The organism is Bacillus sp. ok061, assembly GCF_900108285.1.
In the GTDB taxonomy this organism is placed as follows: Bacteria; Bacillota; Bacilli; order Bacillales; family Bacillaceae_G; genus Bacillus_A; species Bacillus_A thuringiensis_S.
Genome location: NZ_FNUW01000013.1, coordinates 129,368 through 143,052 on the forward strand (window position 1 = coordinate 129,368; position 13,685 = coordinate 143,052).

The window sequence follows — 13,685 nt, forward strand, 5'->3', positions numbered from 1 at the left end:
CTACATGCAATATGTAATGAGCATTATCGGTATTCTTGCCGTGTTAGGTTTATGTTTTGCTTTGTCAAACAACAAAAGTAAAATCAACTTCCGTGCAATTGCAATTATGATTGGTTTCCAAATTTTAATCGGTTGGTTTATGTTTGCTACAAAGGTTGGTCAACAAATCATTATTTTCATTAGTAAAGTTTTCAACAAACTAATTAAACTTGGTACGACAGGTGTCGATTTTCTCTTTAATGGAATTCACAGAGATTTTGTCTTTTTCTTAAACGTATTATTAATTATCGTATTTTTCTCAGCACTACTTTCAATCTTTAGTTATTTAGGTGTTTTACCATTCATCGTTCGTGTTGTCGGCGGTGCAATTTCAAAAATTACTGGTTTGCCACGCGTTGAGTCATTCCACGCAGTAAACTCTGTATTCTTCGGTTCAAGTGAAGCGTTAATCGTTATTAAAAACGATTTACAGCATTTCAATAAAAATCGTATGTTTATCATTTGTTGTTCTGCGATGAGCTCCGTTTCTGCTTCTGTTACAGCATCATACGTAATGATGTTAGATGCAAAATACGTACTAGCAGCTCTTCCGCTAAACTTATTCTCAAGCTTAATCGTTTGTTCGTTATTAACACCAGTTGATACGAAAAAAGAGGATGAAGTGATTCAAAAATTTGATAGAACTCTATTCGGAGACAGCTTTATCGGCGCAATGATTAACGGTGCGCTTGATGGTTTAAAAGTAGCTGGTATCGTTGCCGCATTAATGATCGCCTTTATCGGTGTGATGGAAGTTGTAAACTACGTAATTAGTGCAGCTTCAGGCGCAATAGGACATGCTGTTACTTTACAACAAATCTTCGGTTACGTACTTTCTCCATTCGCATTCTTAATGGGTATTCCAACTCAAGATATTATCCCAGCTGGTGGTATTATGGGTACGAAGATTGTTTTAAACGAGTTTGTAGCAATCCTTGATTTAAAAGACACAGCTACAACATTAGCTCCACGTACAGTTGGAATCGTTACAGTATTCTTAATTAGCTTCGCAAGTATTAGCCAAATTGGTGCAATCGTTGGTACAATCCGTGCCCTTTCTGAAAAACAAGGAAGCGTTGTTTCTAAATTTGGTTGGAAAATGCTGTTTGCATCAACACTTGCTTCTATTTTATCTGCGACAATCGCTGGATTGTTTATTTAATAAAAAATCACCTTTGCTTAGACAGCAAGGTGATTTTTTTATTATCATCATTTAAGAAACTGAAGAAAACTCTAATGCCTCTTCCTTATTAATAATTTCCCCCTTATAATTACCTTTCACCGAAATATCAATAATTGATTTATTTTCTGCTTCCATTTTCCCTAAAGAAAATATATATATTAAATCATCTTTTTTTAACATCCATTGTTTTCCGTGCCAAGGACCAGTTAACTTCTGTTCTGGTGACGCCAGTATTTCTCCAAAATATTCACATTCCCCTAGAGATGTTTTTACTGTATTCTTCTTCGTATCAATAACTACATATTTAAGGAGCTTTATACTTTCACTTGAAAAAATCTCTACTTCATGATCATTTTTTTTCTTAAATTTCAGCTTTCCATCTTTTGTATTAACCAATTTACTTTGATCAATTGCATTTAGTACAAACTCATACTCTTCTTTTGTAACACCGAAATTAGGATGATATGGAAAACTTTTTTTCTCTGCATGTTCTTCTACATATTTTAAATACCATTCCATATTACTCGCTAGATGCTCTCTCATTCTTTGACCAATACTCCCTACCTTTTTAAGAGTATCTGGTTCCATCTCTAGTGTCATAATATCCGCCGTCACTTCCGCATTCATAAGATGCGATGGAATATACTCTTCCACACTATTTGCTTTACTCACTTCACTTTGACAACCAACTATAAATAGCGATATGAAAAAGATATATATTATTTTTTTATATTTCATTTCTATTCTCCACTCCATACATTATCCTTACTTAGTTTTATAGCGGTTTTTATTATAGTATAAAATCTTTATATTTTAATAGAATCCATACCCGTATGCAAAATTGCATATTAATAAGTCTTCTTCTTACTTTAAAATTAGCTTAAATCACTTTCCAAATTATACAAATAACAAGTTTAAAATGTTATAATTTTCAAAAAACCACCGGAGGATATTATGAAAGCCCACGTAATTTTCGATTTCTTACATTTACTAGTCTTAACCCTAAAAAGCTATTATGTATGGGGAATGCCTATCTATGTCTTTATTATTCCTCTTATCTTTGTAGTCGGTTATATTATTATTAATTCTAATAAGAAACAAAAAAATACATCTATTCAAAGTCACTAATCTATTACCTTAATAGCCTCCTAAAAATCATATTCCCCTCATTTTCTTCAAATGATATGATGAACAAGGGTATATCCCCACCACTCTTATAGCGGTGGGGATTTTAATGTCAATATGCAACATACTACACAATAGAAGGTGATTTTCATGAGAAAATACGCAGCAATTGCTTTATGTACGTCTGCCATTCTAGCAGGCTGTAATACTAACAATGTAAGTCCAGAACCTAAAAAAGAGAAAACGGCTCAAGGGATTAAGAAACAAGAAGAGACTGTGCAAGAACAAGGTAAAGTCTCATATAATGCAATTACACACGAATCTACAAACACAAGTATTCATATTACAGACATAAAAGATTCTTTAAATGAAGTACAATATAAAATTTGGCGCACAGCTGATGGAAAGGAACGTGCTAAACCTTTTTCTTCTAAAGAAAAGGAGGAACAATTTACACTTCCTTTTGATATCAAGGAATTTGAAGGAAAACGCGGTGAGTTCCAAATTGAAGCAACAGGAATGAAGGAAGATGGGGAAACAATCCCGCTTACGAAATCTACTATTACTTTCGAACAAAAGGTTCCTGTTCTTATGTATCACGCAATTGATGATTATCATGGTCAAGGTATTAAAGACTTATTCGTATCACCAGCTAACTTTGAAGCACAAATGAAACATTTAAAGGACAATGGTTATACGCTGTTAACGTTTGAACGCTGGGGCGATATAAATAAAGTAAATAAGCCGATTTTCGTTACATTTGATGACGGTATGAAAAATAATATGAATGCATTTCGCGTTTTACAAAAGCTAAAAGATGATACTTTTAAACCGGCAGCAACAGAATATATGATTGTTGATAACGTTGATGTAGAAGGAGCATTGTCTACTTCTGAAATAAAAGAAATGATTGATTCCGGCATTTTCTCAGTACAATCTCATACTGCAACACATGCAGACTTGCCGAAAATTACAAACTATGAGGAAGAGTTAAAAGGTTCAAAAGAAAAGCTAGAAAAAATAACAGGTAAGCCTGTTATGGCGATTGCTTATCCATTCGGTCATGTAGATGATAAGGTTGTTGCAGAAACGAAGAAGTATTATCAATTTGCGACGACGACAAAGCCTGGGCAATTCATTACGAAGGGTGAACCTGATGAATTGTTAAAGATGAAGCGCGTTCGTATACACCATACAACGACTGTAGAGCAGTTTGCTTCTTCAATTAAGTAAATGTAAGAGCTCAATACATTTTGAGCTCTCTTTTTACTTTATATTTATATATATTTTTAGAATTTTCTTGTATTATATATAGTAAGAAATCTTTCAAATTAAAGGAGATTATACATATGTCATTTGAACAAACGTTAGAGAAATATGCTGCTCTTGCAGTTAATGTTGGTGTTAATATTCAACCTGGACAAACTTTATCAATTAGTGCACCTCTTGAAGCTGTACAATTTGTACGCCTCGTTACAGAGAAAGCATATAAATCTGGTGCAAAACACGTATATGTGGATTGGAATGATGAGACGTTAACACGCTTAAAGTTCGATCTAGCTCCTGAAGAAGCTTTCTCTGAATTCCCTTCTTGGAAAGCACATGCTCGTGAAGAATTAGCAAAAGAAGGCGCTGCATTTATGTCTATCTATGCAGAAAACCCTGATTTATTAAAAGGTGTAGAAGCAACACGTATCGCAACAGCTCATAAAGTAGCTGGAGAAGCGATGAAAGTATACCGTGATTACGTACAAGCCGATAAAGTAAGCTGGTGTGTAATTTCTGTTCCTACGAAAGAATGGGCTGCGAAAGTATTCCCTGACGTAGCGCCAGAAGAACAAGAAGCAAAGTTATGGGATGCTATTTTCAAAGCTACTCGCGCTGATTTAGAAAATCCTGTAGAAGCATGGAAAGAACATGATGAAACATTACATACAAAAGTGGATTACTTAAACGAAAAGCATTATAAAGCTCTTCACTATACAGGTCCTGGAACAGATTTAACAATCGAACTTCCAGAAAAACATGTATGGGCTGGTGCTGGTAGCTTAAATGAAAAGAACGTACCATTTATGGCTAATATTCCAACTGAAGAAGTATTTACAATGCCACTTAAAACAGGTGTAAACGGCCAAGTTTCTAGTACAAAACCGTTAGTATTTGCAGGTAATATTATCGATAATTTCACGTTAACATTTGAAAACGGACGTATCGTAGACTATAAAGCTGAAGCTGGTGAAGAAGCTTTAAAACATTTAGTAGAAACAGATGAAGGTTCTCACTTCTTAGGAGAAGTAGCTTTAGTACCTCATGACTCACCAATTTCAAACACAAATGTTTTATTCTACAATACACTATTTGACGAAAATGCATCTTGCCACCTTGCAATCGGAAATGCTTATGCATTTAACTTAGTTGGCGGAAAAACAATGTCTAAAGAAGAACTTGCTGAAAACGGCGCAAACGCTAGTATTACACACAACGACTTCATGATTGGATCCGCTGAGCTTGATATCGATGGTATTACAGCTGATGGCAGACATGAGCCTATCTTCCGTAAAGGTAACTGGGCGTTTTAATAAAGTGAAACTTTAATCAGCCCTCACCAATTGGACTTTTACGGGCAGCCCGATCCCCCACCTAACTTCTTTGCTTTCGCTGAATTTTGAGGTAGGGGTCTTACTGCCCGGAAAATAGCGGGATAAAATTAAAAGGCTATCTTCCACACAGGAAGATAGCCTTTTATGATGCCGATGAAACCTTAAGACCAATGACACCCAAAACAATAAAAAGAATACAAAATGCTTGGAATAAGCTAATGTGCTCTTTAAAAAAATACACACTAATAATTGTAATAAGTAATGTTCCAACGCCAGACCAAATTGCATAAGCAATACTTAAATGAATCTTTTTAACAACGATAGCAAATACACTAAAACAAATACCATAGAATACAAAAATCAGTACACTCGGAACGAGCTTTGTTAAACCATTTGATAGTTTCATTGCGATTGTTCCAGCTACTTCAAAAATAATTGTAACAAGTAATAATAGCCAATATACCATACTAGAATCTCCTTCTCTGTTACCTTATAGAGATTCTAGTATACTACTTATAGTCCTAATGAAATATATTTAATTTCTAAATATTCCTCGATACCAAAATGGCCTCCTTCACGGCCAATACCACTTTCTTTAAAGCCACCAAATGGGGCTTGTGCAACTGATGGAAGACCGTCATTTAGACCAATAATACCGTACTCTAGCGCCTCGCTAATTTGGAATGCTTGGCTAATATCCTTCGTGAAAATATACGCAGCTAAACCGTATGGTGTATTATTTGCACGTTCGATTACTTCTTCAACGGTTTTAAATTTCGCAACAGGGGCAACTGGCCCAAATGTTTCTTCATTCATACAAAGCATCGTATCATTTGCCAATCCAATGACAGTCGGTTGAATGAAGTGTCCATCTAGCTCTGCAATTTTTTGGCCACCATATAAAACTTCTCCCCCCTTTTGAATAGCGTCTTCAATATGTTCTTGTACTTTCGAAACTGCATTCTCGTCAATAAGTGGTCCTACAGTCGTTCCGTCACCAAAACCGTCTCCTACTTGTAGTTGTCCTACTGCCTTTTGGAACTTCTCTACAAATACTTCGTATACGTCTTCTTGAACGAATACACGGTTTGTACATATACACGTTTGTCCTGCATTACGGAACTTCGAACCAATCACTGCTTCTACCGCTTTATCTAAATCTGCATCATTCATTACGATAAATGGGGCATGGCCACCTAATTCTAATGAAACTTTTTTCATCGTTTGCGCGGCACTAGCCATTAATTCTTTCCCAATTTCCGTTGAACCTGTAAAGGACACTTTTCGAACGCGACCATCTTCCATCCACGTATCAGCAATTGCTTTTGCACTACCTGTTACGATATTGATTACGCCCTTTGGAATATCTGCTTCATGGGCTAATTCAGCTAATTTCAATGCAGTTAATGGCGTTTGACTTGCCGGTTTCACAACGGCTGTACAGCCTGCTGCAAGCGCTGGGGCTACCTTTCTCGTAATCATCGCTGCCGGGAAGTTCCAAGGTGTAATAGCTGCCATAACGCCAACTGGTTGCTTCATAACTAAAATGCGCTTATTCGGATGAGAAGCAGGAATCATTTCACCATATACACGTTTCCCCTCTTCTGCATACCATTCAACAAAGCTATTTGCATAATTTACTTCACCAAGCGCTTCTGCAAACGGCTTTCCTTGTTCCTTCGTCATAATCGCTGCGATTTCTTCCTTATTTTCATCAATAAGTGTGAACCACTTTTTTAATTTCGCTGCACGATCCGCTGCTGTTAACTTAGACCACGTTTTAAAAGCTTCATGTGCAGCATCAACAGCTTGCTTTGCCTCTGTTACTCCGCCTTTTGGTACAGTTGCAAATATTTCCTTCGTCGCAGGATTATTTACTTCAATTTGTTCTTGTAATGTAATCCACTCACCATTTATATACATCGCCTTTTTATCTATACTTACGAAAGTCGCCTTTTTATCCAATGTTTTCTTCCTCCTCTATGAACTTCTTAATTTTCCTAGTAGCAGCAGATTGACTAATTTGCAAAAACTCAGCCACTTTATAACTTGATCCATACGTTTTATACGCTTTAAGAATAATATTTCGCTCTACCTCTTCCAGCATTTTATAAAGGCTTTGCCCCGATTGTTCAACTGCAGCCTCTTGCATAGAGAGTGGCAAATCCTCTACCGTTACAACATCATCGACAGTAATAACAATTCTCTCAATTACATTCTCTATTTCTCTATTGTTTCCTTCCCACGGATATCCAACAAACATTTGTAACGTACTCGGCGCTAGTTTCACATCACGTCCGTACTTTTTATTAAAGTGCTGCAAGTAATGATAAATAAGCGGCAAAATATCTTCTGTTCTCTCCCTAAGCGGGGGAATTGCAATTGGAATGACATTCAGACGATAGTATAAATCTTTCCGAAATGTTCCTTGTTTCACCATCTCGCTTAAATCTCTATTTGTTGCCGCCACAATTCGAACATCCACTTTTTTTAATTCTCTTCCGCCTATAGGACGAAATGTTTTTTCTTGCAATACTTGCAAAAGCTTCGCTTGAATTTCAATCGGCATTTCACCGATTTCATCTAAAAAAAGAGTTCCTTTATGCGCGGATTCTAATAGTCCCTTTTTCCCTTCACGATTCGCACCTGTAAAAGATCCAGCTGAATATCCAAAAAGCTCCGATTCAATTAAATTAGTTGGCAATGCCGCACAATTAATTTCATAGAAACTTTCATTCTTCCGATGACTCACCTCATGTAAATGGCGTACTAATCGACTTTTTCCTACTCCAGTCTCGCCTAAAACGAGAACAGTACTATCCACTATAGATACTTTTTTGATTGTATCGACTATTTTTTGCATAGCTAGACTTTTAAAAATAAGTCCTTCATGCTCATATGTTTCTCTTAATTCTTTTTTATATGTTTTTAGCTGATTATCCATTTCCTCTACCTTTTGACGTAATTGATAGAGTTCAGTAAGGTCCCGAGAATAACTAATCACTCTTCTTAAATTTCCCTCATCATCAAAAACAGGCCTTGTACGAACGTGTAAATACTCTCCTGATTTTGTAGTTTGAACGAGTTCAATTGGCCTCTTTTTTTCAATCACTTCTAATGTCGCTGATGGATAAAAGATTCCATCCTTTTGTAGTTCTTTTACATGCTTACCAACTAACTCTTCTGCAGCTAGTTGATAGTGCCTTTCACATGTACTATTTACACGCACAACGATCCCTTGCTCATCTGTAACAAAAATTTCGTCAAACGCATATTCAAATACATCTTTTAAATCCATTAACACTCGTTCCTTTTCTGCAACCATCCTAGCCACCCCTAACTTCAAATCCATCGATCCACTTCACTACCTTTATTATAAAGTGAATTTTCTGCATTTAATATAGAGTCAGCTAGAATGTTTGCTATTTATACTTCAGTTTTTAAACGCGAGCGATGTTTGTTTGCTTATAACAAGCTTGCAACGATTCTTCAATTATTGTTAATCCTTCTTCAAGTTGCTCATCTGTAATAATTAAAGGCATTAACACACGGATAACATTTCCATACGTTCCTGCTGATAATAAAAGTAACCCACGCTTATTTGCTTCTGCACATAGATTAGCCGTTAACGTTTTGTCAGTTGCTTTCGTCTTACGATCTTGAACGACCTCAAATGCACACATTGCTCCTAACCCACGCACATCACCGATGCAATGATATTTATTTTTCATCTCTTCGAATCGATTCATTACGACTTTTCCTAATTCTATCGCTCTATCATTTAATTTCTCATTTTCTATTACATCGAGAACAGCTAAGGCAGCCGCACATCCTAATGGACTTCCTGCATACGTTCCACCGAGTTCACCTGGTGCAGACTCATTCATAATTTCTTTACGTCCAATGACACCACTTATCGGTACACCAGCCCCTAATGATTTAGACACTGTAATTAAATCTGGAACGACATCATAATGATCAATTGCAAAATATTTTCCTGTACGACTAAAGCCTGTTTGTATTTCATCCGCTACAAATAAGATGCCATTCTCTGAACAAATGCGGCGTACTTCTTGAACAAATTTCTTACTTGGGACGATAAATCCACCTTCCCCTTGAACAGGTTCCATTACAACAGCTGCAATTGTTTCTGGCGCTACTTCCGATATGAAGAAGTTCTTAAACTCTTCAATAATAAAATCATCATACTGCTCTTCCGTTAATCCCTCTGGGCGACGGTATTCGTATGGAAATGGCGCTTTATATACTTCTGGAGCAAAGGGACCAAACCCAAATTTATATGGCTTCACTTTACTTGTCATCGTCATTGTCATTAATGTACGCCCGTGGAAACCTTTAGAAAATGCGATAATACCGGGTCTCTTCGTATATTTACGAGCGATTTTCACCGCGTTCTCAACTGCTTCTGCACCACTATTTAAAAAGAGGACTTGCTTATCGAAACTTCCTGGTGCCAATGCCGCAAGTTTTTCCGCTAATTCAATATATGGCTCATACATCATGACGTTAAATCCAGTATGAATGTATTGATCGACTTGTTTATGGAGCGCTTCTTTAACCGTTGGATGACAATGCCCTACGTTAATTGTCCCGATTGCTCCTGCAAAATCAATGTACTGATTGCCATCAACATCTGTTACAAGAGCACCATTTGCAGATTGTACAAACGTTGGGATGCCGTTACTTACTCCTTTTGGTACTATATTTTGACGGCGTTCTAATAAAGATGCCGCTTTCGGTCCTGGAATTTGTTCATTTACTTTAGCAAATTTTTTTGTGTTCATTGCGTACCCCATCCTTTTCTTTACATTGTTTTCTCTTTTTATTGCAAAATGTATGCCAACTTTCTTTTCTAGCATTTATCCTATATTCTTTGTATCCAGGCATAAAAAATAAGTCTATAAAGACTCATTAAGAGTCTTTATAGACTTATTTTCCTTACACATTAGACTTTTCTTTCTCCCAGAAAAACTCACCCGATTGAGAAATAAACTCTTCAACAGAATCTAACACTAAATCAGCAAGTGGTTCTAATGTTGGACGGTCTCCCGTACCAGATAGCACCCCAATTGCATAGCAATCGCCATTTTTAGCTAAATGTAAATCAGTTGGCGTATCTCCAACAACCGCAACCTCACATGATTCTAAATTAAATTTCTCACAAAACACTTCTATAATCTTTTTATCTGGTTTTTGCACAGGGAATGTATCCGAGGCTATAATATAATCAAAAAAGTTCTCCAACTTATATTGTTTTAAAAATAATTCTGTTGGTGCAAAATCATCCGCCGTGACAACCCCTAATATAAATCCTTTATCTTTTAATGCCTGTAACACTTTCGGTAAATTCGCTGTCATTTTCATATGCGAACGATGCTCATACATAAGGGAAAATAACTTCTCACTTACCCAATGATGCATCTCTTCTTCTCTAGCAGACTCAATATAATTACAAAGCCCCTTCGCTACATCAAGGCTTGTTCCAGCAGCTATTGCACTCCTCGGATTAACAAATGCTCCCTCTACACCAATCTCTTCTAATAAGGTCTGCCGTATTGTATTTGGTAAATGATATAAACTTATACATTCAGCTACAAGTTCTTCAGCTACTTTTATCCATATTGAATGAAAATCCATTAATGTCCCATCTTTATCAAATAATATCGCCTTTATCTTCTCCATAGCATCCTACCTCTCATTTCTTATCTCTTCCAGTGTATCAATAAAGTATGGATGTAAAATAAAAGAATTGTAAAAATACCATAAAAATCAAACTAACTCCCAATTTACAATTCATTTTAACAAAGTAAAAAAGGATGCCTTTACAAGGCATCCTCTTGATGTTCAGGAACAAATAGTTCTAAACAATGATATATATTTTCGAATTCCATCGGTGCATCTCCACCATACTCACCATCTAAATTAATCATTAGTTTATCTGGTGAATGTACTTTAATTCGGTTCGCTTGTGTGTATAACACTTTTGGATTGTTAATATGTTCACCACGTTGTGCTTGTGTTGCTGCTTTAATTAAATCAGCGATAGAACCTTTTTTCAGTACTAATAGGTCAAATAACCCATCGTTAATAGATGCATACGGTGCTACCTTTTCAAATCCACCTACTGAACGAGTATTCGTAATTAAAAACATTGTAATTTCTTCTTGTAGTAACTTTCCATCATACTCAATTTCAACATATGTCGGATGCAATGATGGTAACATCTCGATACCTTTTAGGTAATAAGCAAGTTGTCCTAATACTGTCTTTAACTTACTCGGTACTTCGTATGTTAATTCTGTAATACGACCGCCACCAGCGATGTTAATAAAATATGTATCGTTCGCTCTACCGAGGTCTAATGGCACTGTTTTTCCTTCGCAAATAATATCTGCTGCCTCTTCAATAGAACGAGGTACACCAATCGCACGTGCAAAGTCATTTGTCGTTCCAACTGGAATAATTCCAAATTTCGGGCGGAATTCATGTCCAACTAAACCGTTTACTACTTCATTTAATGTACCGTCGCCACCAGCGGCAATAACAACATCAAACTTACGATCCGCAGCTTGCCTCGCCGCCACAGTAGCGTCTCCAGGACCCGTTGTCGCATGACAAGATGTCTCATAGCCAGCTTGTTCTAATTTTTGTAATACTTCTGGTAAGCTCTTCTTAAATAGCTCACGCCCAGAAGTAGGATTATAAATAATTCTTGCTCGCTTCATCATTTATTAGCACAGGAAATTTCTTTATGCATCGAAAAAGAACATACCGAACTTCTATTCAGTATTCCCATGCCTACCTCCTCTCATCTTGCTATCCTTCTTTTATCCCGCTCAAACAGGCAGTAAGAACCCGATTCGTGTAGTCCATCAAAAGTAAATATTCATTTCAATGGTTTTGTTTTATTTGACCAAAAAATTTATCCCGCTATTTGCGGGCAGTAAATGCCCGATTGGTGTGGGCTAATAATCAGTTGGGGATGAACCTCCCACTGATTAAAGTTTCACTTTATTTCTATCCATTCTTCCATAAAAATTTACATATAACGAATAATAACTATCTATTATTTCATGAGATGAAAAAAAACCTCTATGTTTAGATTTATCATTATTCCCACCTTTTTGCAACTATCATACCATAGTTGCTATACAAACATTTTTCCACTTTTGACAGTTAATCAAACGTTTGTTTAAACGATTTTGTCTCATTTAAACAAACGTTTGATTAACCTAGAAAAACACCCATGTACGGGTGTTTTTCTGCTTAATCTTTAAAAGTCACTACTATTATCGCTTATTAATCTCTTCAAGTAAGATTTTGTTAACAAGCGGTGGATTTGCTTGTCCTTTTGTAGCTTTCATAATTTGACCAACTAAGAACCCAATTGCACGGTCTTTACCGTTTTTAAAGTCTTCGATAGATTGCTCATTATTATCAAGAATTTCTGTTACAACTTTACGAAGTGTACCCTCGTCAGAAATTTGAACAAGACCTTTCGCTTTAACGATTTCTTCTGGGTCTCCACCTTTTTCGATTAATTCATTAAATACTTTCTTCGCGATTTTAGAAGAAATTGTACCTTTTTCAATTAATTGAACCATTTTAGATAAACCAGCAGGCGTTAATGCAACGTCTTTTAATTCTTTTTGTTGTTTGTTTAAGTATGCAAGTACTTCACCCATTAACCAGTTCGATGTTAATTTCGCATCAGCACCGTCTGCAACAGTTGCTTCAAAGAAATCAGACATTTCTTTCGTTAATGTTAATACGTGTGCATCATAAGCTGGTAAGCCAATTTCTGCAACGTAGCGAGCTTTACGCGCATCTGGAAGTTCTGGAATAGAAGCTCGAACTGCTTCTTTCCACTCATCGTCGATGTAAAGTTCAACTAAGTCTGGCTCAGGGAAGTAACGGTAATCGTCAGATCCTTCTTTCACACGCATTAAGATTGTTTTCTTCGTTGCTTCATCATAACGACGTGTTTCTTGTTGGATGATACCACCAGATAACAGTTCTTTTTCTTGGCGCACTTGCTCGTGCTCAAGACCTTTTTGTACGTAAGTGAATGAGTTTAAGTTTTTCAGTTCCGCTTTTGTACCAAACTTCTCTTGTCCAACTGGACGAAGAGAAATGTTCGCATCACAACGCAGAGAACCTTCTTCCATCTTACAATCAGATACACCAGTATATTGAATGATTGATTTTAACTTCTCTAAGTATGCATATGCTTCTTCTGGCGTACGCATATCTGGCTCAGATACGATCTCGATTAAAGGCATACCTTGACGGTTGTAGTCTACTAATGAACCATCAGCTGTATGCGTTGATTTACCAGCATCTTCTTCTAAATGAAGACGTGTAATACCGATACGTTTCTTTTTACCGTCTACTTCGATTTCAATCCAACCATTTTCACCAATTGGCTTATCAAATTGAGAAATTTGGTAAGCTTTCGGATTATCTGGATAAAAATAGTTTTTACGGTCGAACTTCGTTTCCGTTGCGATCTCACAGTTTAATGCCATTGCAGCTTTCATTGCAAAGTTAACTGCTTCTTTATTTAAAGTAGGAAGTACCCCTGGGTATCCTAAGTCAATTACACTTGTTTGTGTATTTGGCTCCGCTCCGAATTCTGTTGGACTCGCAGAGAAAATTTTCGAATTTGTTTTTAACTCAACGTGAACCTCTAAACCAATAATTGTTTCTAAATTCAT

11 protein-coding genes are annotated in these 13,685 nt (G+C 36.4%); 3 read left to right on the top strand and 8 right to left on the bottom strand.

Features of this window, described 5'->3' with window-relative positions; all coding sequences use genetic code 11:
• Positions 1–4 precede the first annotated feature (4 nt).
• On the top strand, positions 5–1,201 hold the full coding sequence (locus C4S65_RS18230) for a nucleoside transporter C-terminal domain-containing protein (protein ID WP_103945378.1): 1,197 nt from the start codon (positions 5–7) through the stop codon (positions 1,199–1,201).
• A 51-nt stretch (positions 1,202–1,252) separates the two neighbouring features.
• Here the strand turns inward: C4S65_RS18230 and C4S65_RS18235 are convergent, their stop codons facing one another.
• Complete coding sequence (locus C4S65_RS18235; protein ID WP_086406719.1) at positions 1,253–1,960, bottom strand: hypothetical protein; 708 nt, start codon at positions 1,958–1,960, stop codon at positions 1,253–1,255.
• Positions 1,961–2,497: 537 nt separating this feature from the next.
• On the opposite strand from C4S65_RS18235, the gene C4S65_RS18240 reads away from it, so the two are divergent.
• Entirely contained in the window at positions 2,498–3,580 is a 1,083-nt protein-coding gene (locus C4S65_RS18240; RefSeq protein ID WP_103945379.1) for a polysaccharide deacetylase family protein, read from the top strand.
• 116 nt (positions 3,581–3,696) lie between these two features.
• Positions 3,697–4,926: an aminopeptidase gene (locus C4S65_RS18245; RefSeq protein WP_000007372.1), complete on the top strand. Its 1,230-nt coding sequence runs from the start codon at positions 3,697–3,699 to the stop codon at positions 4,924–4,926.
• Positions 4,927–5,089: 163 nt separating this feature from the next.
• Here C4S65_RS18245 and C4S65_RS18250 read toward each other — a convergent pair whose 3' ends face one another.
• The 7 genes from C4S65_RS18250 to gatB form a co-directional block, all read right to left on the bottom strand.
• Complete coding sequence (locus C4S65_RS18250) at positions 5,090–5,413, bottom strand: multidrug efflux SMR transporter (RefSeq protein ID WP_000263262.1); 324 nt, start codon at positions 5,411–5,413, stop codon at positions 5,090–5,092.
• 47 nt (positions 5,414–5,460) lie between these two features.
• Positions 5,461–6,912, bottom strand: a complete 1,452-nt coding sequence (gene gabD, locus C4S65_RS18255; RefSeq protein WP_086406721.1) for an NADP-dependent succinate-semialdehyde dehydrogenase — start codon at positions 6,910–6,912, stop codon at positions 5,461–5,463.
• Positions 6,905–8,272, bottom strand: coding sequence for a sigma 54-interacting transcriptional regulator (locus C4S65_RS18260; RefSeq protein WP_086406722.1), 1,368 nt, complete (start codon positions 8,270–8,272; stop codon positions 6,905–6,907). The genes gabD and C4S65_RS18260 overlap by 8 nt, the downstream gene beginning before the upstream one ends.
• 115 nt (positions 8,273–8,387) lie before the next feature.
• Complete coding sequence (gene gabT / locus C4S65_RS18265; protein ID WP_086406723.1) at positions 8,388–9,752, bottom strand: 4-aminobutyrate--2-oxoglutarate transaminase; 1,365 nt, start codon at positions 9,750–9,752, stop codon at positions 8,388–8,390.
• A 154-nt stretch (positions 9,753–9,906) separates the two neighbouring features.
• Positions 9,907–10,650 carry an HAD family hydrolase gene (locus C4S65_RS18270; RefSeq protein ID WP_061666176.1) on the bottom strand — a complete coding sequence of 248 codons (744 nt, stop codon included), beginning with the start codon at positions 10,648–10,650 and terminating at the stop codon, positions 9,907–9,909.
• A 140-nt stretch (positions 10,651–10,790) separates the two neighbouring features.
• Complete coding sequence (locus C4S65_RS18275; protein ID WP_000977679.1) at positions 10,791–11,696, bottom strand: diacylglycerol kinase; 906 nt, start codon at positions 11,694–11,696, stop codon at positions 10,791–10,793.
• 561 nt (positions 11,697–12,257) lie between these two features.
• Positions 12,258–13,685: an Asp-tRNA(Asn)/Glu-tRNA(Gln) amidotransferase subunit GatB gene (gatB, locus tag C4S65_RS18280; RefSeq protein WP_001047683.1), complete on the bottom strand. Its 1,428-nt coding sequence runs from the start codon at positions 13,683–13,685 to the stop codon at positions 12,258–12,260.